Annotated in this window: 17 protein-coding genes and 5 pseudogenes; 13 read left to right on the plus strand and 9 right to left on the minus strand. The window is 48.2% G+C overall.

The features are described 5' to 3' along the window. Positions 1 to 103 precede the first annotated feature (103 nt). Positions 104 to 1,069 (plus strand): IS1595 family transposase, encoded by a 966-nt coding sequence (locus tag ACB039_RS06910; RefSeq protein WP_371165366.1) that lies wholly within the window; start codon positions 104 to 106, stop codon positions 1,067 to 1,069. Between the two features lie 78 nt (positions 1,070 to 1,147). Continuing rightward, a complete protein-coding gene (locus ACB039_RS06915; protein WP_371165367.1) occupies positions 1,148 to 2,110 on the plus strand; it encodes an IS1595 family transposase in 963 nt (320 codons plus the stop codon). A 74-nt stretch (positions 2,111 to 2,184) separates the two neighbouring features. On the opposite strand, the pseudogene ACB039_RS06920 reads toward ACB039_RS06915, so the two are convergent. After that, positions 2,185 to 2,538, minus strand: a pseudogene (locus ACB039_RS06920) (TRAM domain-containing protein); the annotation flags it as partial. Positions 2,539 to 2,597: 59 nt separating this feature from the next. Between ACB039_RS06920 and ACB039_RS06925 the strand changes: the two are divergent. After that, a complete protein-coding gene (locus ACB039_RS06925; protein WP_371165368.1) occupies positions 2,598 to 2,807 on the plus strand; it encodes a hypothetical protein in 210 nt (69 codons plus the stop codon). Positions 2,808 to 2,952: 145 nt separating this feature from the next. Further along, a complete protein-coding gene (locus ACB039_RS06930; protein WP_268433869.1) occupies positions 2,953 to 3,420 on the plus strand; it encodes a GNAT family N-acetyltransferase in 468 nt (155 codons plus the stop codon). 113 nt (positions 3,421 to 3,533) lie between these two features. On the opposite strand, the gene rimO is transcribed toward ACB039_RS06930, so the two are convergent. Then, the gene (gene rimO, locus ACB039_RS06935; RefSeq protein ID WP_371165369.1) at positions 3,534 to 4,961 is read right to left on the minus strand and encodes a 30S ribosomal protein S12 methylthiotransferase RimO; all 1,428 of its coding nucleotides are present in this window, start codon (positions 4,959 to 4,961) and stop codon (positions 3,534 to 3,536) included. Positions 4,962 to 6,642: 1,681 nt separating this feature from the next. On the opposite strand from rimO, the gene ACB039_RS06940 reads away from it, so the two are divergent. From ACB039_RS06940 to ACB039_RS06950, 3 genes are all read left to right on the plus strand, one after another. After that, positions 6,643 to 7,035: a hypothetical protein gene (locus ACB039_RS06940; RefSeq protein WP_128297483.1), complete on the plus strand. Its 393-nt coding sequence runs from the start codon at positions 6,643 to 6,645 to the stop codon at positions 7,033 to 7,035. 24 nt (positions 7,036 to 7,059) lie between these two features. Beyond that, complete coding sequence (locus ACB039_RS06945) at positions 7,060 to 8,769, plus strand: relaxase/mobilization nuclease domain-containing protein (RefSeq protein ID WP_371165370.1); 1,710 nt, start codon at positions 7,060 to 7,062, stop codon at positions 8,767 to 8,769. A 120-nt stretch (positions 8,770 to 8,889) separates the two neighbouring features. Then, positions 8,890 to 9,612: a hypothetical protein gene (locus ACB039_RS06950; RefSeq protein ID WP_128297515.1), complete on the plus strand. Its 723-nt coding sequence runs from the start codon at positions 8,890 to 8,892 to the stop codon at positions 9,610 to 9,612. Between the two features lie 370 nt (positions 9,613 to 9,982). On the opposite strand, the gene ACB039_RS06955 is transcribed toward ACB039_RS06950, so the two are convergent. The 4 genes and pseudogenes from ACB039_RS06955 to ACB039_RS06970 form a co-directional block, all read right to left on the minus strand. After that, a complete protein-coding gene (locus tag ACB039_RS06955; protein ID WP_190283682.1) occupies positions 9,983 to 12,196 on the minus strand; it encodes a DEAD/DEAH box helicase in 2,214 nt (737 codons plus the stop codon). Further along, the gene (locus tag ACB039_RS06960; RefSeq protein ID WP_190283681.1) at positions 12,171 to 13,466 is read right to left on the minus strand and encodes an ATP-binding protein; all 1,296 of its coding nucleotides are present in this window, start codon (positions 13,464 to 13,466) and stop codon (positions 12,171 to 12,173) included. The genes ACB039_RS06955 and ACB039_RS06960 overlap by 26 nt, the downstream gene beginning before the upstream one ends. Next, positions 13,459 to 16,215, minus strand: coding sequence for a TerB N-terminal domain-containing protein (locus ACB039_RS06965; RefSeq protein WP_371165371.1), 2,757 nt, complete (start codon positions 16,213 to 16,215; stop codon positions 13,459 to 13,461). The genes ACB039_RS06960 and ACB039_RS06965 overlap by 8 nt, the downstream gene beginning before the upstream one ends. 282 nt (positions 16,216 to 16,497) lie before the next feature. Further along, positions 16,498 to 17,415: pseudogene (locus ACB039_RS06970) on the minus strand (IS5 family transposase). A gap of 228 nt (positions 17,416 to 17,643) precedes the next feature. Between ACB039_RS06970 and ACB039_RS06975 the strand changes: the two are divergent. The 3 genes and pseudogenes from ACB039_RS06975 to ACB039_RS06985 all read left to right on the plus strand — a co-directional run. Next, positions 17,644 to 17,955, plus strand: a pseudogene (locus ACB039_RS06975) (transposase); the annotation flags it as partial. 824 nt (positions 17,956 to 18,779) lie between these two features. Then, the gene (locus tag ACB039_RS06980; RefSeq protein ID WP_190283677.1) at positions 18,780 to 19,067 is read left to right on the plus strand and encodes a hypothetical protein; all 288 of its coding nucleotides are present in this window, start codon (positions 18,780 to 18,782) and stop codon (positions 19,065 to 19,067) included. 163 nt (positions 19,068 to 19,230) lie between these two features. Next, positions 19,231 to 21,051 (plus strand): recombinase family protein, encoded by a 1,821-nt coding sequence (locus ACB039_RS06985; protein WP_371165372.1) that lies wholly within the window; start codon positions 19,231 to 19,233, stop codon positions 21,049 to 21,051. Between the two features lie 266 nt (positions 21,052 to 21,317). On the opposite strand, the gene ACB039_RS06990 is transcribed toward ACB039_RS06985, so the two are convergent. From ACB039_RS06990 to ACB039_RS07000, 3 genes and pseudogenes are all read right to left on the minus strand, one after another. Continuing rightward, a complete protein-coding gene (locus ACB039_RS06990; RefSeq protein WP_190283675.1) occupies positions 21,318 to 21,542 on the minus strand; it encodes a Mov34/MPN/PAD-1 family protein in 225 nt (74 codons plus the stop codon). Between the two features lie 247 nt (positions 21,543 to 21,789). Beyond that, positions 21,790 to 22,515, minus strand: a pseudogene (locus tag ACB039_RS06995) (IS3-like element ISAs22 family transposase); the annotation flags it as partial. Then, positions 22,487 to 23,416, minus strand: coding sequence for a permease (locus ACB039_RS07000; RefSeq protein ID WP_232105242.1), 930 nt, complete (start codon positions 23,414 to 23,416; stop codon positions 22,487 to 22,489). The pseudogene ACB039_RS06995 and the gene ACB039_RS07000, both read right to left, overlap by 29 nt. Positions 23,417 to 23,521: 105 nt before the next feature. On the opposite strand from ACB039_RS07000, the gene ACB039_RS07005 reads away from it, so the two are divergent. The 3 genes and pseudogenes from ACB039_RS07005 to ACB039_RS07015 form a co-directional block, all read left to right on the plus strand. Next, on the plus strand, positions 23,522 to 23,818 hold the full coding sequence (locus ACB039_RS07005; protein WP_021140725.1) for a helix-turn-helix transcriptional regulator: 297 nt from the start codon (positions 23,522 to 23,524) through the stop codon (positions 23,816 to 23,818). A 162-nt stretch (positions 23,819 to 23,980) separates the two neighbouring features. Beyond that, positions 23,981 to 24,307 carry a hypothetical protein gene (locus ACB039_RS07010; protein ID WP_017778717.1) on the plus strand — a complete coding sequence of 109 codons (327 nt, stop codon included), beginning with the start codon at positions 23,981 to 23,983 and terminating at the stop codon, positions 24,305 to 24,307. A 140-nt stretch (positions 24,308 to 24,447) separates the two neighbouring features. Beyond that, a pseudogene (locus ACB039_RS07015) lies at positions 24,448 to 25,941 on the plus strand (copper resistance system multicopper oxidase); the annotation flags it as partial. Positions 25,942 to 26,054 lie beyond the last annotated feature (113 nt).

The following is a 26,054-nucleotide window of genomic DNA, read 5'->3' on the forward strand; positions in this document are numbered from 1 at the left end:
AGGGAAGCAGCCAGGGCACTCTAGGGGCAATAAAAAGGCGCTGTCCCAATTACGTGTTGGAAGACTAACCTTGGAGTAGGTCATCACCTTGAGGGCCTCCATCATGGATACCCAAGCCTTCCAACATCTCCTTACCCTGTTCCCGCAACTCTCTGTCCGACAACGACATATCGCTCAGCGTGAGTTGCAGCAACCCAGCTTGCCTTCTCGCATTAACGCCTTGCTGCCGGATTGCCCTGCTTGTCCCCTTTGTCATGCACAGCCAGACCAGCTTGCTCCTTGGGGCTGGACTCGGGGGTTACGGCGTTACCGTTGTAAACAATGCTTGCGGACCTGCTCTACCTTGACCAAGACGCCATTGGCACGCCTGAGAAAATCCCAATGCTGGCAAGCCTATGCCCAGGCGCTCATCGACGGTCTAACCGTCAGAGCAGCGGCTCGGCGCTGTGGGGTCAGCAAGAACACAGCCTTTCTGTGGCGCCATCGCTTTTTGCGCGCCATGGCGGAGCATCGGGCCGACCATGAAGGCGGGATTGTGGAAGTGGATGAGACCTTTTTTCTTGAGTCCTTCAAAGGCCAGCATGTCTGGTCACGACCAGCCCGACAGCGAGGTGGCAAAGGGCGAACCCGAGGAACGGGACCGGATTACATCCCGGTGGTCGTGGTGCAAGACAGGGAAGGCCATCTGGCCGATTTCCAACTGGAGCAACTGGATGCCAGGCATGTGAAGGCGGTCCTGGCGCCGCTAGTCGACAAGGATGCGGTGCTGTGCAGTGATGGGGCAGGCGTGTATGCGAGCTTTGCCCGTAGCCAGGGATTGAGCCATCAGGTGCTGCATAACCGGGCGGGACAGCGGGTGATAAGCGGTGCTTACCATATCCAACATGTGAACGGGTATCACCGCAGGCTAAAGGAATGGATGGAGCGATTTCACGGTGTCGCGACGTCTTACTTGAAGCATTATCTGGGTTGGCGGCGGATGCTGGAGCGTTATCAACGAGGGATAGACGTCAGATGTTGCTTGCATGAGGCGCTAGGGCGCCCGATGCAACACATAATTGGGACATAGCCAATAAAAAAGGCTCTGTCCCAATTACGTGTTGAAAGGCTAATCTTGCAGTAGGCCATCACCTTGAGGTCTACCATCATGGATACTCCAGCCTTTCAACACCTGTTGTCCCTCTTTCCCCAGTTAACCCTGCGCCAGCGCCGTGTTGCTCAGCAGGAACTCTCTGCACCCCACACCATTACCTCGCTCAATACTCAGTTACCGGCATGCAGTGGCTGCCCACATTGTCAGGCCGATGTCACCGAGCTGGCGCCTTGGGGATGGAGTCGGGGTCTGCGCCGCTACCGTTGCAAACAGTGTCTGCGCACCAGCTCCATCCTCACCAAGACGCCTCTGGCCCGGTTGCGTAAAGCCCAGTGCTGGGAAGACTACGCGCAATCCCTCATCGAAGGACTGACCGTCCGCCAGGCAGCGCGGCGTTGCGGAGTCAGCAAAAACACCGCCTTCCTCTGGCGTCACCGTTTCTTGCGTGCCATGGCAGGTCATCAGGCCACCCGGGAAGAGGGCATCGTTGAGGTAGACGAGACCTTCTTCCTCGAATCGTTCAAGGGGCAACGGGGACTGCCGCGTCCGCCAAGGCATCGTGGTGGCAAGGGGCGAACCCGTGGAACCGGGCCGGATTACATCCCGGTGATGGTGGTGCAAGACCGGGCGGACCATCATGCGGATTTTCAGCTGGAGAAGATAAATGCCGAGGCGGTCATCGCGGTGTTGAAGCCGTTGGTGTCACCGGATGCGGTGTTGTGTAGCGATGGTGCGGGTGTGTATGCCAGTTTCAGCAAAGAGCAGGGTGTAACCCATCAGGTCGTGCACAATCGCCAAGGCGAACGGGTGGTCGGTGCGTATCACATTCAACACGTGAACGGGTATCACCATAGGTTGAAAGAGTGGATGGAGCGCTTCCATGGCGTGGCAACGCACTACCTGATGAATTATTTGGGTTGGCGCAGGATGCTGGAGCGTTACGGGAGGGGCGTGAATATCAAAGCATGTTTGCATGAGGCGCTGGGGCGCCCCATGCAACACGTAATTGGGACATAGCCATAAAAAAGCCAGTCAGCAGGACTGACTGGCTTCTGTGGCTGCGCCCTGGCGCAGCCCGAGGCGGTGGCCTTGCTGGCCCACAGATCGTACTCGTCCGCTTCGTCGATGCGGACCTTGACCATGTCGCCGGGCTTGAGGCTGGTTTCACCGTTCAGGTAGACCAGGCCGTCGATCTCGGGGGCATCGGCGAAGGAGCGGCCGGTGGCGCCCTCTTCGTCCACTTCGTCGATCAGCACCGTCATCTCCTTGCCGACCTTGCGGGCCAGCTTGCGAACGGAGACCTGCTGCTGCAGCTCCATGAAGCGCTGGAAACGCTCTTCCTGGACGTCTTCCGGCACAGGATCCGGCAGCTCGTTGGCCTTGGCGCCCTCGACCGGGCTGTATTTGAAGCAGCCAACCCTGTCCAGCTCCGCCTTGTCGATGAAGCCGCTGGTGTTGACCACCACCAGCTCCGCATCGTCATAGCTGGGGACCTCTGAGCCGGGTGGACAAGCTGCGCCAGGCCAACGAGAAGCTGGTCTTCAACTTCACCGTGGCCGGTCAGGGGTCCGACATCCATGTCACCTCGGCCGGGCAGGCAAAGACCACCTTCATCCCGGCCGATCTGCCGCGCCAGTTGCAGAACCGGTTGCTGGGTCATGGCGGGAAAGTACATCTTGGTTCCCGACCCCTTCCACTCCCCGGCTGGTTATGATATCCATTCGATAACCTTGTCTAGAGGATGCTGGTCTAGGAGCCTCGCTGCTGGCGAGGCCGCCGCTCGCGGGTGCGACCCTGGGTTTCGTCTCGCCGTGTTCATTCCTCCCTGCTGGTCATGGGTTATACGCAAAAGAGGCTTTATGGAGTTGTTGTTACTGGCGGATGCGCCATCTGCTGCAGGCGTGGTTGCCTCATGGTATTTTGACGAATGGTGCCGCGACAGTGGTCGCTGCACTCAAGAGCAGGTGCTGGCCAAGGTCACGGCGGCCACCCAGGTCGACCGGGCTCCGCTGATGGTACTGGCCCGCCTGGCCGGTGAATGGGTGGGGGCTGCCGAGCTCAAGATCCGCGAAATGGCGATGTTTCCCGAGTACGAATATTGGTTGGGTGGGGTATATGTCGTTGAAAAAGCGCGCGGGCAGGGGGTCGCCTCCTTGCTGGTAACAGAGATCCTCGGCCGTGCCCGCAGGGCGGGGATCAGCAAGCTGTACTTACAAACCGAGAACCTGACCGGTGGCGTTTATTGCCGTCATGGTTTCAAGGCCCTTGAGGAGGTCCATTATAAAGGCCTTCATGTCCTGGTGATGGTGGCGGATACAGGCCTCTAGCCCTCGTCAGAAGCGCTGACCATCTTGTGCGATCAATAAAAAAAGCCAGTCAGGGTCACTGACTGGCTTTTTTATTGGCGCCTGCCGGGCAGGTGCCGTCATGGACTGCGGGCTTAGCCTATCAGGCTGGCCCACAGATCGTACTCGTCCGCTTCGTCGATGCGGACCTTGACCATGTCGCCGGGCTTGAGGCCGGTTTCACCGTTCAGGTAGACCAGGCCGTCGATCTCGGGCGCGTCGGCGAAGGAGCGGCCGGTGGCGCCCTCTTCGTCCACTTCGTCGATCAACACTGTCATCTCCTTGCCGACCTTGCGGGCCAGCTTGCGAACGGAGACCTGCTGCTGTAGCTCCATGAAGCGCTGGAAACGCGCTTCCTGGACGTCTTCCGGCACAGGATCCGGCAGCTCGTTGGCCTTGGCGCCCTCGACCGGGCTGTATTTGAAGCAGCCAACCCTGTCCAGCTCCGCCTTGTCGATGAAGTCCAGCAGCATCTGGAACTCCTCTTCGGTCTCGCCGGGGAAGCCGACGATGAAGGTAGAGCGCAGGGTGATTTCGGGGCAGATCTCGCGCCACTTCTGGATCCGTTCCAGGGTGCGCTCGACGGTACCCGGACGCTTCATCAGTTTGAGGATGCGCGGGCTGGCGTGCTGCAGCGGAATGTCCAGGTAGGGCAGGACCTTGCCATCGCGCATCAGCGGGATGACGTCATCCACATGGGGATAGGGGTAGACGTAGTGCAGGCGCACCCAGATGTCGAGCTTGGCCAGCTCCTCGCACAGAGCCACCATGCTGGTCTTGACCGGCATGCCGTCGTAGAAACCGGTGCGGTGCTTGACGTCCACGCCGTAGGCGGAGGTGTCCTGGGAGATCACCAGGATCTCCTTCACGCCGGCCTCTTTCAGGCGCTTGGCCTCGGCCAGTACCTCGCCGATGGGACGGCTCACCAGATCCCCGCGCATGGAGGGGATGATGCAGAAGGTGCAGCGGTGGTTGCAGCCCTCGGAGATCTTCAGATAGGCGTAGTGACGGGGAGTCAGCTTGACGCCGTGGGCCGGCACCAGGCTGGTGAAGGGGTTGTGGGTCGGCTTTTCCACGTACTTGTGAACGTGACCCAGCACCTCTTCGTAGGCGTGGGGGCCGGTTATCTCGAGCACCTTGGGGTGGATCTCGCGGATCTGGTTCTCTTTGGCACCGAGGCAACCGGTGACGATCACCTTGCCGTTTTCGGCCAGGGCTTCGCCGATGGCTTCCAACGACTCCTGTACCGCGCTGTCGATGAAGCCGCAGGTGTTGACCACCACCAGCTCCGCATCGTCATAGCTGGGCACCACATCGTACCCTTCGATACGCAGCTGGGTCAGGATACGCTCGGAATCGACCAGATTTTTGGGGCATCCCAAGCTCACAAAACCAATCCTTGGGGGATGAGACCTAATAATGCTGGAAGTCGCTTGTTGGACAGGTTGGTTGTCCAATGGCTGAGCCTGCGTGGTTGCAGGCGTCAGGCTGTCTGAGCTGGGGTCAAAACGGTTGACAGTCATAGGGGGTCGCTGGTCACTGATGCAAAAAAAGATGGCGGATTATACCTGATGAGCAGGAAAGAGGAAGAAGTGATGTGTGTATTTTTTGACCTGCCATATTAGGTTTCAATGCACGATATTTTGTGTCTTTTCCTGAGAGATGAAGATGATGCGCTCATCAACGACAGGGGCCTCGGTTACGAGTTCTGCCTCTAAGTCTTCAAGCCATCTTCGGCCGCCAGCATGTGCGGGAGACCTACATCAAGCAGTCCAGTACTGCCGTTGATTGCGACCGGCAAAATGAATCGCAGCTTGCTGATGATCCTAGCGTTGTTTCCTGATACCACGATTCGGAACATCCTCAATAGTTCAGCCCTCTAGGGTCGCTACTAGTTCAGATATGGCGATGGAGTAGATAACTACTATCCATCGCTGTTGATTCTAAATGCTTCCAGAACACGCATATGGCCTCCGCGAGTGGTCAGAACACCATAACCACCTGCTTGGTTTGGTGCGCTCTGGGACCTAGAGTGCAGCCATGAGTAAGTAGGTAAGAAAACGCAAGGTGGTGTCTGAGAGTAATGAAGTCTCATATCATACTAAGTAATAAAGATTCATACTGAATATTAAAGCATCACGCAGACATGTTAGTTTTAGAAAGGTGCTAGCCGCTCAGCTCTAGGGAAAGTGCGAACAAGTATCCCACGAACAAAAAATGAAAATTTTAGTCATTTAATATCAATGGGTTACCAGTAAATGCTCTCGTGCCATATGACTTATTCGCACCTTCCTAAGCACTTCGCCTCTTTACTGTTTGTAGCTGATGGCCTATGTATTGCTTTCCTTCAGGCTCTGTCCTCTTGATGTCTGCAAGTTGGCGGTTCCTTTGTGGTGTGTCGATCAAGTCTAGGTTGGCGTTATGGTTAGAACCTGCTTTCCTACTGGAGCTGTGAAATCTACACCTTCTAGCCGAGAGGTCAGTCGGACACCTTTTGGTTGCAGATGCTCGACAGTAGTCAGCACGGCCACGGTGTCGCACCCCAGACGGTCAATCACCACAACCGAATCACCTTCACAGTCCCAATACTGTCTCATCAATGAAATACCGATCCATCTGGTCACCTGCTTGCTCAATTTCTTGCTGCTGATTTACTGTGGTTTGGTCGGCGTTGTTGCCCAAATCAGCGATCCAGTAATGACTTCTCCAGCCCCAGGTGACAGCTACATTCAGGGCCTTCTGACAGGCGGGCCCAGCATATTCAGTTTGTTTATGGCCTCGTGCTTGTCAATCAGAGTTAGTAATCCAGATTATTACTAAATCGACTTTCGCAATTCATATGTGATAAGTAGTGAATAGAATTATTACTACAGGCATTACTTAATGTAGTAATTAATTAATGCACTATCACTCGCAATGAAAATCAATGCTTTATTTATTTTAAGTGTTGATTGTTTTACCTGAGACGGTTTAATATTAAGTAGAGAGAGAAGGAACACGCGAGCTATATTATTTGACCATCAAAACATCACTTCGTGAGTTTTCATGGTCAAATAAGCCCGCCCCACATAGCTCAAACCCTGCGGGTTCTGCGCTAATGGGGGATGTACGTGCTCAAACCCAATGGGTTCTGCGCGGTCAAAATTCTCTTCAGATAATGCAGTGTTACTCCAGCATAAAAACAATAACAACAACGGTGCTACCATGAATGAAAGCAAAGATACGAGAAAAAAACCAAACTGTCGCGGTGGTCGTCCACCAAAAAAACAAGATGAGAAAGTGACTCATTTTATTAAAATAGGTCTAACTGAAAAACAGTTTAAGCATTTTTACAATGCATTTAAGGGGCGTAATGAGAGAGTTAATCTTTCCTCTTGCATGCGGAAAATGATTGTCGGATTTCTTAACGATGGTCGTTTCATAGTTAAGAATCCTAGTGAAATTGATGACCAAGCATTGTATGAATTAAGGCGACTAGGTAAAAACATAAATGGATTTTTGATAAATAGTAGTATTGGTAAGGATTACTCACAGCTAATCATTACCTTGTCATCTACTCAGCAACTGATCAACCAAATGATAGAAAAGATAAAATAATAATACTATGAGGCTTGGCAGTTGATGACGATAACAAAAATTAAAAAAAAGACAAAATCCTTTAGGGCTAGGCTGAACTATGTATTTCGTGGTGATAGTCATGAGCATAAACTGCATGATGAGAAGGGGAAGTTAAATGTCAGATTCATCAGCGGGTCTACATTTCAACGTGATCCATATGTAATTACTGGGGGTGTGGTGAATGTTAATATAGATTTATTAGAGTCTGAGTTTCTAGAACGCTCGGCTCAATGTAGGGGTAAAAATGAGTCACATTGTTGTCACTATATTATTAGTTTGGCTCCACAGGAGACTCTATCAGATCAGCAGTGGCAGAATGCTGGAGAGATTCTTTTACGACAACTAGGATACGATTGCTCTGTAGTCTGGTGTGGTGCCATCCATAACGATTCTCAATGCCAACATATGCATATTGTTTCATCCAGCATTTTATCTAACGGTCGCAGCATTAACCAACATAATGATTATCATATGGCAATGAGGGCGGCTCGAATTATAGAGCGAGAATTTGGCCTAAGCATCAATATAGATGCTGATAAAAGTTTCAACAAGGATTCTAAAACAGAACCGGTGCTGTTGAGAATCAGCCAAAAACACAAATTTGAGGAACATGCTGAAACAATTCGAAGAAAGCTAAAGATTATATATAAGACAAGTAAACCTTCAACAATGTCTGATTTTGTCATGAGGCTTAGGAATGTTGGGGTAGCTACACAGATATGCAAAGATCTGAATGGGTTACCCAATGGAATTCGCTACTCAGTTGATGGTAATAAGTGGTTAAGTGGCAGTAGTATAAAAAAAACTAGGTTTACGTGGCGGGCATTACAGACCCATGAGAAAATCAGTTATGTCCCAGAGCGTGATAATGTTGCACTAGGACTTGACAGCGTTACTCCATTATTAAGAGTGCATGATTCTAACGATGATATTTCTTATATCAGAGGGAAGCTTAATAGTACGATTTTATACAATAAACCTAAAACGATGACTGATTTAGTTGTCAAACTGGCTAGATGCGGGGTATATGTCCAGGCTACAGTAGATGAATCAGGAATCCCCGATGGTATAAAATTTTCTCGAGATGGGAATGTTTGGCATTCTGGCTCAGCTATACAAAAAACTAAGTTCAGCTTTAACAGACTTATCGAACGATATGGTATTAGTTATACATCAATAGATAACATTGCCCTCGGGATAGGAGGGGCTAAACAGTTAGATATTTCTGTTTCAATGATGATTACACCGCGAGGAGTTCAGCGTGTTCGTGGTCTTAAAAAACAAGGAATTTACCACCATGACTTATCTGTATATACGAATGGAGATAAATATCGAGTGAGTATACCATATCGATTTTTTATAAGTCAAAAAGAGTTTGTTAATGTTGCAGTCGGCGGGACTCTTGAATATACATCGATTATGTCAGCTATAGTAGAATCATTTATTGAAATGATAAAGAAGATAATTCATGCGATCTTTGGTTGTTCTCCTATGATGCAGCTATGTATTGTTGAGGGGGATCAACAACCAATCGATAATGAGTGGCAATCAGTATCACTGATTGATAATAATAAAAAGACGGTTGACCATAACCTGATAGAGTCTAGAGATTATCTTGAAATAAAAAAAGATTTAGAGCGTGGATTGCAATGGCGACTCAATCCAAATAATCTTGAGCATGTCATGTTAGATGGAAATATTAAGATAAGATGACAATAATAAAGTTTATATTATACCAGAGAAATGTATGTTTTTTCTTGTGAAAATTTCTCATTGAGCTATCATAATTACAAATGATATTAACTGTTATAATTACAACAACAAAGGTTTATCATGACAACGGCAAAATTGAGACAGTGTGGTGATAGTATAAAAGTGATTTTTTCAAAAAGTATATCTAAAAAAAATGATGTTGGAGGGGAGAGGTCTATATCTAGCATGGTTGTGGCCACAGTAGATATAAATTCTGATTTTAGTCGTATTGACAGTTTGAGTGAAAATGAGGTTGTTGATTTCAGGTTATGGGCTGACAAGCAGCAGCGTCTAATACGGAATGCATTTGCAAAAAATGCGAGTCGAGGGATTTATGGTGGCAGGCCAGTAATTAGAGATTCTAAATCTACGTTTGCATTGTATGGTTCTCATATAGATTATATCACTGGCTGTCGATATGGTGAGTTTACTGGAATTATCAGTGAAACGTATCAGACGGGGCATGCCCTGGAATACCCTAATAATACGGACGAAATTTATGCATGGTTAGACCGGTGTAAGGATGCTGGCAGGTTAGAAGAAATATTAGATCCTGTTATCGACTGGGTTAACCAGAAAATGGAAAGTTCATATGAGAAAAATGGAGTTTCTGCGTATTCTGAACCTGAGGAAATTGAGTTATATATGAGTTTGAGACGGTGGTATGGATGTCTGAGAATCACATTTGACTTGCCTGGTGGGAAAATTACAGATAGTGAGCGTGAGAGGGATGCTATATGGAGTGAGAGTTATCAACAAAGGGTTGACGAATATATGTGTGGAAAATATGAAAAGACAACTTGATTTTATAGATTAAATGGGCATTATTACCCAATTCAATACAGCCTGAATGGCACTAACTGAGGACTCGGTGATTTGATCACCACTATCCTTTTCAAGTCTGCATCGTGGACACGTCGCTTAACGCCATCATTAACTGGCATCAATACAACAAGTATCTTATTAACCCTGGTTCGCTCATAATTCTCGCAGAGCGAGGAAAGGCCATAGTTATTATATAGGTGTATTCTGTCAGCTAGCCAGCTCAGTAGCAAAGGTAAGTGGGCCTATATTGCACCACTAGTCGTGGTGCATGTGTTCCAGCTATCTGTCTAGTCGGAGTTTTGTACACTATTTCAGTAATATATGTCCGTATTGTTTAAAACATGATAGATTATTTTCCATACATGAGTATGACTTTTTTACAGATTCCTAATGCACCTTCCAGATCTAACCGAAGTGAGGAGAATGATTTACGCAAAAGCCTATCAGGAAGTGCCCAATCCCACTTTTCTCTATTTAAGTTTTGGACTCCGTCCAGTAGATCTGTCGATAGTATATGTGAGTCATTAATGCTGGCCATAACATTCAGCATTTTTTCTTTGGTGCAATTAATTAAGATGTAAACGCCTTCATTAACAGCATCAATATCATTTTTTTGCATCAACAGAACAAACGCATCATGTGCAATATCACTGGACCACGGGAATAGCAGCACGGCATTACTGCCCACTTCAATCAATGTAGTCGAGTCAAGATCATAGCGTTTAAAGTTTTCTCTTGCTTCGGCCAGTAGCTCTTTTGCTTTGGCATCAAGAAATGGAACGTCAAAGCCACCAGTAAGCACATTGCGCATTTCACCCCTGACTCTTTCGTTAACAGTGGCCAAGCAGTTATCAAAGACAGGAGGAGTCCCTCCTTTTGAGGGGGCCACCAGTATAAATTTCTTTTCTTCATTCACTTCGAGAACTTGCCAGCGGCGACCGGCAAAAATGATCTTTTGGCCGGTGATCAGTGGCCTGCTGATTGGGAGCAAACCAACCTGAGTAGAGGCGCAGATCAGCCTGTATTCTTCATCACTGACAAATGATGCGAAGAATTCGTGATTGTTCACGAGTTTTTCGCCAACCTCCCCATGCAGCAGCAAACCTGATGAGTCCTGTTGTATCAATTTCAAGCTGCCCATCTGCTTGAGAAGACCGATGAAGTCATCAGGTGTGAACCCCTCAAAAGGTGCACCAGGGGAGAGCAGGCTATGCCAAAGGTCTCTGGCCATGATGCCGCCGCGCTCACTGATAACAGAAAGGATCTGTTGAACCAGAGTTGAGGCGTGCAAGCCACCAGCAAGCGGAGGCTCAAACCAACCGCTGATCAGTAGCCTGACCATAGCGATAGTCTGGATCAGGTCCTCACGTAATGAATCCGAGATGCTTGTCTTGGGGGAGAGCTCACGCTCGATGATGTAGCCGCGAAGGATGGCGGATTCTCCCTTACGGCGTCCGGATCTACCCAGACGTTGCCGCAATGAAGATACGGCAGGGGGGCGACCGATCTGGCAAATGCTTTTAACGGAGCCAATGTCGATCCCGAGCTCCAACGAACTGGTGCAAATCGCTGTCGCTGGCACGTCACCCGACTTCAATGCTTGTTCGGTTTCTTCACGATATGTTTTCGACAAACTCCCGTGGTGCGCCCAAAACTGGTTTGGGACCCTGTCTTGTTCACAAAGACGACGTAAACGGTCTGTGTACTTTTCAACGTTCGATCTGGAGTTGGGAAACACCAGGTTGTTTGATCCCCTCAGTGCTCGATACAAGTCGTTGCCGATGGCCACATAGGGAGAAGTCGGGTCGTCTTCATCTCGTTCTTCGTCTGGTTCCGTTTTACCTTCGATATAGCCTTTGATGAGGACCTTTAGCTCCTGGCCCCCATCCTTTGACTCGATGAGCTGGACGCTATCAGGTAGGGAAGGGCGCAAGAATTTTGCCGCGAGCGACATATCCCCGAGAGTAGCAGAGAGCCCAACGCGGGGGACCTGACGACCGATGGCCAGCTCAACACGATGCATCAGGGATTGGATCTGTTTTCCTCGCTCAAAGCCGATGAAGGCATGCAGCTCATCAATCACGATGTACTTGATGTTAGCCATCATCCCTGGGATGGATGGCCCCCGATTAACAAAGAGGGCTTCCAGGGATTCAGGGGTGATCAACAACACCCCGTTGGGGTGCTTCAAGAATTTCTGCTTCTTGCTGTAGGCGATATCACCATGCCAGCCAGTAACGGGGATCTCTAATGAGTCACAGAGCTCGTTGAGCCGTCCCCATTGATCATTGATCAGCGCTTTGAGAGGACTGATGTATAGAACCGTAGCGGGCTCGGGGCTGTTCAGTAGCACCGTGAATATCGGCAAGAAGGCCGCTTCAGTTTTACCCGCAGCGGTGGCAGCAGCGATGATCACGTCTGTATCTGCCCCCAATAAGGCCGGTATCGCCCGCTCTTGCGCATCACGAAGAGAGGTCCACCCCTTTTGCCACACCCAGCGCCGGATCCGCTCATCCAGCCGTTCAAAATGTCGGGAGTCAGAGCTGGAACGAGGTGAATTCATCATCGGGCTCCACTGCCAGTTCTAACTCCGCTCCCTGATCAGATTTGATGTCAGTAAAGCCAATGAGCTCTTTCCAGTTTGTATCAGGGTTCTGCTCCAGGACGGCCAGCAGGTTCACAAAGGCGGTGATCGTCGTTCTTGGGGTTCTGAAATAGCTTTCCCCCAACCGGCTCTCACAATGGGCCATAAATGCCGGTAACGCTTCGTCTGGCAATGTGTAACGGGTTTCATCACCACAGGCATAGACATGCCGCAACTTCTCAAGGAGAACGTAGAAATCCTCAGGGGTCAGGCTTGAGAGGCGCAGTACTGGCCCTGAGTAATCCACCAGCCCATCCTGAGCAAAGCTGTTCTCGGCCAAACGGGATTGCAGGGCTGAATAGCTGAAGAGGCCGCGTCGGGTGTCCATCAAAAACTCGGGAGTGCCGCCAAGGATGAACCCGAGCCCGACCGACGTCCCTTGCAAGGAGTCATTGAGGATCCGCAGAATTTGTTCGTAGTTGGAGTTGCGAGCTTGGGTGTTGGCAAGCTTATAGAGGTTCACCATCTCATCAAGGCATACCAGCAAGCCTGAATAGCCTGCCAGCTGAACGAAACGGGCCATCAGCTTAAGCTGATCATACATGGTGGCATCATCAACGATGGTCCGGACACCCAGCGCCATGCGGGCATCGGTCTTGGTTGAGAATTCGCCCCGAAGCCATCTGATGGCGTCATGCTTCAGTTGGTCATTTCCATCTTCGAACCCTTTGCAGTAGGCGGCGATCACCTCGGCAAAGTCATAGCCATTGACCATCTCGGCGAGATCTTCCAGCTTCTTCCGGATGACCGCTTCAGGTTGTGAGCCATTTGCCTTGGCTTCATTTTTCGCTTGAGCGATGAACTTCTCCACTACACCAGCAAGTGCACCGCCATCAGGTTTCGTGCGGGTGGACATATTCTTGGCGAGCTCAGAATAGAGGGACCGCGCTTGGCCGCCGCTGGCATGCAGTCGGCGATCGGGATTGAGATCGGCGTGAACGGTAACAAGCTGCTTCTCAAGCGCGATTGCTCGCACAAGGTTGAGAAGGAAGGTTTTACCGGCACCATACTCCCCGACAACGATCCTGAATGATGAACCTGTATCGGCAACGCGATTGATGTCTGCCATGAAGGCGTCAATTTCGTTTTTGCGGCCAACTTGGATGAGATGCTGACCCACCTTGGGCACGACACCCGCTCTTAAGGATTGAATGACGGCGTCACGCTCTTTTGGCCTGATTTTACTCATGAGGAATTTGCTCCAGAAGGTCAGTGTTCAATTCAATGGTGTCATCACCCTCGATCAGCATTTCATCAAAGTGATCGAGCATGACTTCGTTAATTTGTTCAAGTGCACCATCGAGCATCAGGCCCATGGTGTTGGCAAGTGCAGACAAATCATCACGAGCCCATTCCGGACGGGCAAGCAGAGCCCTGAGGAATTGACTTAGATCATCATCAAGGCCAAATAGAGAACGAGTGTCCCCAAGGGTTGTCGGCTCGTCCGCTTGATCTGATGACGCTTCGGTCTTGGCCTGTTGTGGCTGGTGGATATCATCATGTTCACCATCATTCTCTGTAAACACGGATGCGAGCATTGCAGTGACTTGAGAGGTCTCTTGTTTGAGCTGTGCCACCCGAGCCATATCCAAACTGGAGGCACTGCCAGTAGCCTTGGTCACGCTGCCAGATTCGCTCGTTGATACGATCCTGGCCTCATTTGAATGGAGGTCTGAGTAGACCTGTTTCACATCCAAAGAGATCAGCTTATACAGCTGCTCCAGTACCTTCACTTTGGCTGGGGTGATCGAGTTGTCAGCTTTCACAAAGGTGACGAGCAGCTTGCCGACTAAAGCCTTTTGCTCATCATCGAGGCCATCGATGGTTTTCTTTACGATCGACAGGGTAGGGGAGGCTTGAGTGCCCAGCAGCGCTTTTGCGACCAGTCGAACTGATTGAGAGTGGGTCAGGAAGGTCATTGAACCGATCTGCTCCTTGAGGAAAGCGATCGTGACTTCCGATTTATCTTCGTCGGTATTCAGGACAACACAGGCCAGATCTACAAATGCGGACACAGTATCCACACTGCTCTGATTTTTGTTCAGTGTCTCTTGCGGATTTATCGGATAGATGACAACAGGTTCTTCTCCCTTCGGGCGCTTATTGCTTCTCTCTGGGTTGGGCTCAATGCTCATATGATGGCGAGCTAAGATGTTAGCCAAGCCTTCATACTGCGCTTTATTGAGGCCTCCTGTGCTGTTGATGTTGATACGCGCTGCAAGGTCAGACCAAGGCAGAAGCATTGCATCAACACCAACAACCTCTCCCAGCGACACGAAAGGTTGCTTCATGGCCATTGGCCAATACTGATATGGCAGATGAAGCAACGCTTCCAGGGTGTTTTCTGACCCAACATTTCTCCCTAGATACCGGCTATATGGTTCAAGTAAGGAGGTGCAAAGGTCAACAACCTTACTCAGCTTTTTGATGTATGGCTGTGAGAAGGAGACATCAGATAGATTGGTGACGCAGCGCTCAATGAATTGGCTGACGGCATAAGAAGACGGTGCATAGGAAACCTCGACACGAGATTTGAGCTCTTTCAGTTTGATGCCATCGCCATACTCGCGTTTATAGGTGTCGATGAACATAACCTTGAAGATATCAAAGCAGCGCTGTGCAGGGGTCCGTAAGGAGATTGTTGCGTTACAGGTCGCCCAGAGCAAAGCCCAATCGGCAGGAACCGGCTTACCGTCTCTGACCAGCTGCCCGAGGCAGATTTTCAACGAAATTGGGACGTGGTAGCTGAGCAGGTCGGCCTCTTGAGCGGGGAAAAGGTAATATTCTTTGTTGATGTTCTTCGCCATCCCATATTCGAGAAAATTGGTGGCGTATCTTGCGAAAGAGGGGTGCGCCGAATAGATGCTTACCAATCTGGCTACTTCGGCGAGAATATATGGCATCTCTCTTTTGGCTAATTCATCACTCTTGGCATCAATAAAATAACGGCGCTCAAGTCCATAGAAAAAAATGAAAACAAACCCAATTGCGACGTCTGGGTCTTTGCGCCCATTCGCCATCCATTGCAAATATCTTTTCTTGGCATCGGCAGTGAGATTTTTATAGCTCGGATAGTATCCATGCAAATGAAGATCTGAGGGCGCATCTTTGATGGTGACAAGAGCTTGTGGATCGATGAGGGATGGCTCCTCAAAGAGTCCTCCGTCCAGCCTTGTGCTACCGACATAGAACATGCCGCCACTAATTTTGAGACCGGCAAGAGTGATATCTTCACCTGGGGACATCCAGCGGCCAACCATGCTGGGCCCCGCAGGCATTAGCTCAGAAGGGGTGAAGAGTACGTTTTGCTCAGAAGGCACAACGGATGGGCTGTGTTCTCCGAATGAAAAAGATATGCTGAACTCGGGCGCGGGTAGTTCCGTATCGTTATTTGTCAGGGACAAAACAGTAAAAACATCGTCATCAAAATCAAGGGAGGCTGGCGGCGCATCAATAGCTGGATCTGGCTTTGTGTTGGCAAAAGAGTTTGCATCCAAGGTCGTGGGCTCAAAAGGGGTTGATACACCAGAAATCATGAGGTCAGAGGCCGATATCTTGATCAGATCTTCAGTGTCTGGATTTGGTTGCTGGTGCGGTGACGCCTCTGGTTGCATCTTTGTATCCACGTTGGCTATAGCATTCGAAGGACTGGGGGCCGGTGATGGCGCGAAAGCTGCCCTCGGCGGCTCTCGATGCACTGGTGAAGTGTGCTTAGTTGGATGAGGGGTGGCTGTAACTGTTGGCTTTTGTGTGTTGTCGGTGGTTTTTTTGTAACGGTATGTGAAAAAAAGAAATAAAACGCAGAATGCACCCACCCAAAATTGCCAAGGAACCGCTTTAATAGCTTCAATTATCTTGATAGTAATAAAGATGACGATGGCAAGTATAATTAGATAAAAATCTCCAAGTTTCTTTGATGTCCGCCTTTTCCTTGCCATTTATTCTCTCCAAACAGTAATGCTTAAGCTAAGTAAAATCACTAAATTAAATAGCTGCCTTAAAGTGTGATGTGCCTAATGATAAAGTTCACGTATACACGAGTAAAGGTTCTATCACCTGAAGATGTTCACTCTGTGAGGAAAGATTAGTGATTTCTTACGTGTATGGAGATGGTATTCACCTGACAGTTGCCCACAAAAGGGAGTGGTCATACGGCTTCAAACCGGCGTTGTTGATCAAATCCGTCGCTGGATGGCCGTTCCCCAACCCGTTGATACCACTCAATTCACTGGCTGGCGAACAGGCATACCAAGCCCTATCAGCTTGTTCATCACCTTCACGCCAGCCAGGATTTCGCCCACCTGGGCGTTGTAGTTCCGCAGGCTCAGCGTTGGCCCGATGAGTTGCTTGAACCGGTACATGGCGGTCTCGGCTATCGAGCGCTGGTGATAGCCGGAGTCTTTCTTCCATTGCTTCAGTTCACCGGCCTTGAGCGCCGTCACCGCCTCGTTGCGGGGATGGCCTTCCTCCCACGGTGCCGCATTTTTTCTCGGCGGTATGGTGGCTTTCGCCCCCTTCTTCTTCAGTAGCGCATGACAGGCCTTGGTGTCATACGCACCATCGGCGCTGACCTGTTTTATCTTGCGTCACAAGGGGTTGAGCAACGTCGGTAACACCTCGTTATCCGCCACCGTCTCCAGGCTGACTTCTGCGGCGATGACCGCATGGGTTGTGGCATCCACCGCCAGGTGGAGCTTGCGCCACACTCGTCGCTTCTCCTTGCCGTGTTTGCGAATTTTCCATTCGCCTTCGCCATAGACCTTGAGGCCGGTGGCATCAATGACCAAGTGAGCCACCGGGCCTTGGCTGGGGACGCGGTACTTGATGTCGACGGTCTTGGCGCGCTTGCTGATACAGCTATAGTCCGGCGACTGCAAAGGCACCGCCATCAGTTGGAACAACGAGTTAATGAAGCCTTCTAGCGCCCGCAGCGGCAACTTGAACAAGCCTTTTAGCATCAAGGCCGTCTCAATGGCGGTGTCACTGTAGTGGAAACCTCTCCCTCGGCGGCCATGGTGGACCAGGCAATGCCACTGCTTAATGGCTTGTTCGTCCATCCAGATGGTCAACGAACCGCGTTGCACCAAGGCTTGGTTGTACTGCTGCCAGTTGCTGATCTTGTGCTTGGACTTGCCCATCTGATGCTCTCGGAGACTGCGCTACAGGATCAGATCACCGAGATGACAGATAGTTCCCCGATTTGAGCAACAAGGCCCTTCAAACCGGATAACAAAACGGTACCCCTACCGTGTTATCTGGAGTCACCATATGACCACCAACGAGAAAGTACACGTCGCAAACCCTGATCTTGCCCACACTCGATAGACACCTCGTTAAGTGAGTAAAATCACTGACAGAGATGGAGCATGAGCAAAACAACAACTGAACATAAAAAGACCCTAGCCCGTTACTCTCAACCGTACAAGGATGAAGCCTTGGCCCTGGCCGAAAGTGTCGGGATGAGCAAAGCCGCAGCACAACTTGGGCTTAAAGAGGCACAGCTCTATGCCTGGCGCATCAAGGCTCGGCAGGTCATGAATACGGGTGAGCGAGAGCAACAACTAGCGGATGAAAATGTAAGACTTAAACGCCAACTCGCCGAGCATATCGGACAATTTCAGGTGGCTGCAATGACTCGCGTCCTGGGTGTGGCACGTAGCGGATTCTATGCATGGTGTGCTAGGTAAGAAACTGTCTCGGCCCGGACCCTGGTCCGTCATAAGTTGGATGCAAGGGTTGCCGATGCCTTCGCCGCTGCCAAGGAGTGAAGCGACGTGCCCATGATGCAGACTTGAAGAGGATGGTGGTGATCAGATCACCAAGTCCTCAGTTAGTTCCTCAAGCTGCATCGATTTGGGAAACAACGCCTGGGAAAGGAGCAATGACGGCACGATACTGACACTATGATGGCTAGATGCAGCTAACCTCACTAGGGTGGTGAAAGTGGCAACCAAGGCGTTACAAATTTAATGATTTAGAAACAATTTGTTTTATTTAAAAATTTAAATATAAAATCTTTTTTTTGTTCTCAAACATATATATATCTATTCCGCGCTTTCACTTCGTTTCAGCGCGAAGGGGAGCCAGATATTTAAAGATGTGAGGTTTTAAGGTGTTAAAAGAAGAAAGTCTTTATAAAGAAAGTGAAAAACAAGGCATCTATGGCGTATTTTTTTGATAAAAAATACAACATTAAATTATCATGAAAAATGAAGTTGTGCAATGTTTTTTTTGCGTAAAACTGAAAAAAACCTTCTGTCAATATGTTTGTGAAATGTTGCAAAATAACCAGTGACACTTCTGGGGGGGGGCGCTAGGTTGTCAGCGTTAACACCGCATGGCTTTATCAGCCCCTCCCCACTTCAAGCCTGAAAAATATAAGTAAAAATAAATATTAGAGATTATTGATAATTCCATTCTGGTGATGAAAATATTTGCCAGCGGGGGTTGATATCTAGTGTTTTCGGATATAATCTTCCACCAAAAGATCGGCGAGGGCTATATGAAGAGATCCGGTGGCAGTGTTGATAGTGAGAAAATGAAAAGAGCTGAATTATTGTATCGTAGACGGCGGGCTGGTCTGGATATGCCTGACGGTCACTATACAAAGGATGTCTTTCAATTGAGCAACAAGGAGTGGCAGCCCTGCTGTCGCAATATCATGATCGGCGATGATATGCACCCCATTAGGGCGAAGCAGCACGCAAAATCAAAACAGCATATTGCGAATCTGTGCGGTGTTCGCCCAGCAGATTTCATTAAGCACCTCAAAACATCAAAATTAAAATAGAACCGACTGAGATCACCCTGTGATATAAATCATCGGTGTGGTTCTTCATTTTTATTGGATGCCATATATCTGTTTATTAATCTAATCGTACAGATAGCTTACAAATATAGTGATTTATCTAGCATATAGATCTTCGTCATAGAGTCGATTTTTTGGAGATGTTATGAATTTAATGTCATCTGCACCAACACTATATTTGTATAGTCGTGTAAGTACTGAAAAACAAGCCGCTGGTAATAAAACTGGCGTGCAACGTCAGACTGAAGGTGCATTGGTTGAAGCAACAAAGGCAAAATATAGTAGTATGCCTGTTGTTCATATGTCAGATAACGGCATGTCAGCCAGTAAAGGGGAAAATATTGAACATGGACGTCTTGGCGATTTTATTGAACTATGCCGTTCAGGTCAAATCGCCACCGGCTCTGTATTGGCCATGGAAAATATAGATCGTTTCTCTCGCCTAGCGTTAACAAGAGCAAGTGAGTATTTAACATGTGTACTTGCTGCTAATGTTTTTGTTTATACCTGGATTGATGGGGCAGTATATCAAAAAGATAATTTGGCATCTGCCATTTTCGCACTTGTCAAACTTGAAAGTAGTAATGATTATACAAATAAGCTTTCTGCTCGAGTTACTGGTGCTGCACGTGTTGCTTTAAAGCGGCACCTAGATGGTGTTCGCGATACGGATGGTTATCCGGCAGCGATTAATGGTTTCGGAAAGAACAAATTTTGGGTTGATACTACAACCGGATTTGTTCGCCCTCATCCATATTATTTCCCAGTGATTAGAGAAATCATTTCGATGATTCGTGAGGGGAAGGGGCATATAACAATAAAAAAATATTTAGATGAAAACTATACTCCCCCTACAATAGCTCAAAATTCTAATAAGGAAGGGTGGGGGATAAACCTTATTAAAAAGGTTATCAGTGATCGGGCAGTCTTAGGTGAAAAAATAATTCATATTGATGGTCGTGAGCATCTATTGGAAAACTATTACCCCCAGGCTTGCACCGAGGCTGAATTCGCACAAGCTAGGCATGTGCGTAGTGAAAAAAAGCAATTTACTAGTAAGCTGAAAAGCGCTGCGGGCATCATTACGGGAATGCGTATCGCCACTTGCGGGGATTGTGGCAGTTCACTACAGGTCTACCGCAGTAAGGCGGGAAAAAAGGATGAAAAGCTTCGTTATAAATGTAGCGGCAGATCAGACACATCGGTGAAAAGCTGCACAGCTGCAACATTTGATAACCGATATTTTGAGTACGCACTCATGTTGCTGATTGGCAGTGTCATCCTTCAGCCCAAAAAAAATGAAAATGAGAATAAGGTTGCTTTACTAAAGAATAAAATAGATGCGATAAGTTCAAAAATAAAGAGTACGTTTCAATCTATTGAGGCTGCCACAGAGGGTGATATACATATTTTGTTTACTGAACGATTAAATAGCCTATCTAGGGAGCGCAAAAAGTTAAATGAAGAGTTGATCATTGAAAGAAGTCATGAAGAGATCTCTATCAATCCAGATATATATATGCTTATACCTCCAAGCTTCATTGACTACAATCAGACAGATATAAGAAATGAGGTCAGAGATACAATATATAAAACTGTTAAATCCGTAAAAGTACATTCTGTTACTAGCTGTTTCTACATTCAGGTTGAGTTATTTGGTGGGATGAGTACTGACGGTATTGTCATTGACAATAAGTATATCGCTGATTTCGGTTTTGACATGCATCATCAGCAGGAGAACGAGGAAGCATTCCTAGCTTACAACAAATTTGTCAATAATTTTGAGTGTATAGATAAAGATGGCACGATGATTAAAATGTTAGACTTAGTTAATGGCACTGATCTAAGCATTTCTGATGATTTATATCTCAATAAAAGGATAAAAGCTTTAAAGGAACAATCTATAACTGATGAAATGTGTGCAGCGATTGAAAAATTTGAATGTTGGGTTCCAAAAATCCAGTAATTATTGTGTCAGTTGGTTGAAAAGATTTTGACCATTACCAATGGTTGATATGTCAACTTACTAAGTTATCCTGATAAGACAAGCAATACCATATATTTACACCATGATGCTAACCATATGGCATATGAATCTACCCTATAGCTGCTTCCAACATCTTTTGAGCTGTGCATGGCAAGGTAAATATGGGGAATGGCTAAAGTTACCCATCCCCTGATGCATCTTAATATTTATGACATTAAATTTCCGGTATCGCTGCATCTTTCAAATTAATATATTTTCTTCAATGCTTCACAGTGACCATTCTCACAGTAGCCCCACCAGTCAGTCTTTTGACCAATGATCGCTACTATGGATGCACTGTTTTTAGGTAAGCCTTTACGCCAACTAGATACGTCAGTGGCAGAGGGCAAAGGATTCGATTCAGGATGGGTGTGCCACTCACCAATATAAGTAAGATAGCCTCCGGATGTGTGCCAAAGTTGATCAACCATAACTTGATGGTGTTGTTTTTTACGAACAAAACCAAAACGTGATGCTTGGTCGTAGGAGCTAGGGAAGATGCGAATAAGTCATATGGCACGAGAGCATTTACTGGTAACCCATTGATATTAAATGACTAAAATTTTCATTTTTTGTTCGTGGGATACTTGTTCGCACTTTCCCTAGGGCCCAATTAGCTCGCCTGGGGAGTGGTCATATGGTAATCCCCCCATTTTTTGGAGCACTCAAAAGTAGAGGTCATGCGGCCTGTGCCAAGCGCTGTTTCGGCGTGTAGCCGCCCAGCGCCATATTGGGCCGCTCATGGTTATAAACCCACAGCCAGTTCGTGGCAAATTCCTGTAACTCATTCAGTGACTCAAACAGGTAATGGCCCAACCAGTCGTAACGCACAGTGCGGTTAAATCGCTCTATGTAGGCATTCTGCTGCGGGTTGCCTGGCTGGATATACCTCAGCGCAATCCTCTTCTGCTGCGCCCATTGCTTGAGCTCTTCGCTGATGTATTCCGGACCATTATCACAGCGGATTGCGGCTGGTTTGCCCCGCCACTCGATGACCTGCTCCAGCACCCGTTTGACTCGCGAGGCAGGCAAGGAAAAATCCACCTCGATGCACAGTGCTTCGCGATTGAAGTCATCGATCACATTAAACAACCGCACCGAACGACCATCGCTGAGCTGGTCATGCATAAAGTCCATCGACCAGCAGTGATTCGGTTGGTCAGGGACTGCCAACGGCTCCGGCTTGGCCCGCACTAGCCGCTTCTTGGGTTTTATCCGCAGATTGAGCTCTAGCGCCCGATAGATCCGGTAGACCCGCTTGTGGTTCCAGCCAAAGCCTTTGACGTTACGCAGGTACAGGAAGCACAGTCCGAAACCCCAGTTGCGCTGGTTGGCGGTGAGGCGCAGCAGCCAGTCGGCAATCTCCTGGTTTTCATCAGCCAGCACGGGCTGATAACGGTAGCATGCTCATCCCTTTTCCCAGCAATACAGATGCCAGAGGGATAACGGCTTCTGCCCGGATATAGAGCGGAATACCCACAATTGCACTGAAGGGGATCGCCAGCGGGTTGTCAGCCCCTGCGTGGGCCGCTATCCACTCGGCAGGAATGAAACCGTAGATAAATGACCCTATCAATACCCCCAGCAACAAGTAAGGCAGCACCTCTTTGAATTGTTGCCAGGCATCGATACGCGCTTTGGCGAAGGCCGTAGGAATGACTGGATCCTGAGTCCGTGCCGCAGTGCCATCTGCGCAACAAGAGATGGTTGACGCAGCCTCAGGCAGTGAGGTACAGCAGGATACTTGAGCCTTTAGCGGTTTGACTGACTTGATAGCGTTGCTTGAGCAGCAAGTGGTTGCATTAACACTGGCAGGTTCACTTGCTGTGGCGCCACAACCTGTGCCACAGCTGGCCTCTTTGGAGTCAATGATATGACGCTCAAACCCCAGCATGTCCAACAACATACTCGCCAGTACGGAAACTCCCGCTGCAATCAAGGCATACAACATCGTCACTTTCCAGCCGAAGGTGGCCCACATCAAACCTACGATGATCGGGTTGAGCAGCGGCGAGACAAACAGGAAGGTCAGGGTTGGCCCAAAACCGGCTTTGGCAGACAAGAGCCCACGCAGCATGGGGATGGTTGAGCAACTGCAAAAAGGAGTCAATGCCCCCAGTACCGCAGAAATCAAATAGCCTCTGCCTTTTCGTGCCCCCAGCATGGCTTGGATCTTGGAGTCGGGTATCTTCTGGCGGATCAAGCTGACCCCTGCACTAATCACCAGAAACAGCACAGAAAGCTCTAAGGCCAAGAACAAAAACATCTGAGTTGCATCTGTCAGCATGGTTAACCAATCTTTCATCTTCATATCCTCCTTTATTTACCATATTTCTAAAATAATCGAAACTTTTGGGTGGTCAGATATTTCTGGTATTATCGAAATATTCGTCATCGAGAGGAGTGCGCTATGCAATTGGAAGAAGTGGCTAAGGCATTGAAAGAGCTGGGTCATCCGACTCGTTTGTTCATTTTCAAGCATCTGGTCAAAGCGGGAGAGCAGGGCCTGCCTGTTGGAGACTTGCAAAAGCAGCTCGCCATTCCCGCATCGACCCTAAGCCACCACATTGCCGCGCTGGTCTCGGTTGGCCTGGTCAAGCAGAATCGGGAAAGTCGTACCCTACTGTGCGTCTCTCAATACGAAGTGCTGGAAGAGATCATCATATTTCTCCGCGAAGAGTGCTGCATGAACCGAATCTCTATCTGAGCAGGCCAAAAATAGGGTATGTCCTGATCCAGTCATCCAGCTTTCCCCAAGCGCTCTTCAATAGGTTTATTACTAATTTGTAATTTTTGTGACAGCTTCATGTAATGACTCAGAGTTTATAGTTAGTCACGTAACTTGAGTCATAATTAAATGAGGTGGTTTATGAATATTAAAATTGGTGCATTAATGGCATGTACGCTGGTCGTCGGAAGCTTCTCCGCTTTTGCTCAGGCTCCGGTGCCTTATAACGTTCGTGCTGGGCACAACATTATATATATGGATTGGAGTGCCAACGCACTTAGTACCGACACTGTGAGTGTATCTACCCTGGATGACACTAAACTGGGTACTGTAATGGCTACTCCTGGGAAGACAAAGCAACTGCAACTCCCCATGGGCAAAAGTATCAACACAGTCAAAGTCAGCTACAACGGTGATGTCCATGTGATTGCACTTCAGCATGGAATGGGTAGTGGGCGAAACAGATAAAGCAAATAAAATCATGCGCTTAACGTAAGTTTGGCGCATTTTTTTCTACGCATTGAGAAAAATGACAGTATTGTAATTGTACATTGATTTCTATAATGAGCATCATCACACATCACAGCTGTGATGAAATGGAGGCGCTTATGAATGATGTTCATAGTAAAAATGGATTTAATCCTTCTATCTCAAGAAGAAAGTTTGTTAAAGGGATTGCTGCTGGCGGAGTTGTGGCATCGATTCCTATGTCAATTAACGCTAAAGAAGAACTGCCGCAAAAGGTTTACAGCTCAGTTTTAAGTGGAACAGTAATCGATCTGGTAGTTGAAGAAGTTGTTGTCAACTTTACTGGAAGTACAAGAATTGCCACGGTTGTCAATCGCTCCATACCTGCACCGACATTACGCTTAAAGGAAGGCGATGAGGTTACTCTTCGTGTTACCAATAAGCTCAGTGAGCCTACCTCTATTCATTGGCATGGTATAATACTCCCATTTGAAATGGATGGCGTACCTGGTATTAGTTTCAATGGTATTAAACCAGGAGAGACATTCACATATAAATTCACGTTGGAACAGTCCGGTACATATTGGTATCACTCTCACTCTGGTTCTCAAGAACAGACGGGAATGTATGGCGCTTTAATTATAGAGCCAAAAGAAGGCGAGATTATATCAGCCGATAGAGATTATGTTGTTCTCTTGTCAGACTGGACAGATGAGCACCCGATGCGAATTTTATCAAAATTGAAATCGCAAAGTGATTACTATAATTTTAATCAGCCTACAGCTATCGACTTCATTAACGATGTCAGCAACAGTGGATTAAAGGTTGCCTTCACCAAACGCCAGATGTGGAATGAAATGAGAATGAATTCTACAGATTTGGCTGACTTATCCTCTGCAACTTTAACCTATTTAATGAACGGAACAACCCCTAATGGAAATTGGACTGGTGTCTTCAATAAAGGTGAGAAGATCAGACTTAGATTTATAAATGGTGCTGGAGGGTCTTTTTACGATGTCAGAATTCCAGGCATAAAAATGACGGTTGTACAAACCGATGGTGTTGATATTGAACCTATAGACGTAGATGAGTTTCGTTTCGGCCCTGGTGAAACTTACGATGTCATTGTTCAACCCATCGATAACGCCCATACGATTTTCGCACAGTCGATGGATCGTACTGGTTTTGCCCGAGGTACGTTGTCGACGGCGATTGGCCTTTCAGCTCCGATTCCTACTGTAGACAAACCTGAGCCTCTTTCAATGGAAGATATGATGGGCTCCATGGACGGAATGGATCACGGCTCCATGGCAGGTATGGATCATGGCTCAATGCCTGGTATGGCATCAGGTGCAATGCCAGCGATGGATCATAGCTCTATGGCAGGTATGGATCATGGCTCAATGCCTGGCATGGCATCGGGGGCAATGCCAGCGATGGATCATAGCTCTATGGCAGGTATGGATCATGGCTCAATGCCTGGCATGGCATCGGGGGCAATGCCAACGATGGATCATAGCTCCATGGCTGGTATGGATCATGGTTCTATGGCTGGTATGAGTAATGCTACACCGCCAAGCAAGGTTAGGCATGCCAGTACAGAGTTTGGGCCCAGTGTTGATGCGAGGGTAGATACCTCAGAGATCCCCTCATTTTTAGAGACTCAAATAATTCCAAGTGGGCGGGTATATAAGCGGTGTTGCTTCAGGTAGTAGATAAATTTATCCATCAACAAGACCGCATTGGC

It is taken from the genome of Aeromonas sp. S2(2024) (assembly GCF_041402505.1).
Classification (GTDB): domain Bacteria; phylum Pseudomonadota; class Gammaproteobacteria; order Enterobacterales; family Aeromonadaceae; genus Aeromonas; species Aeromonas media.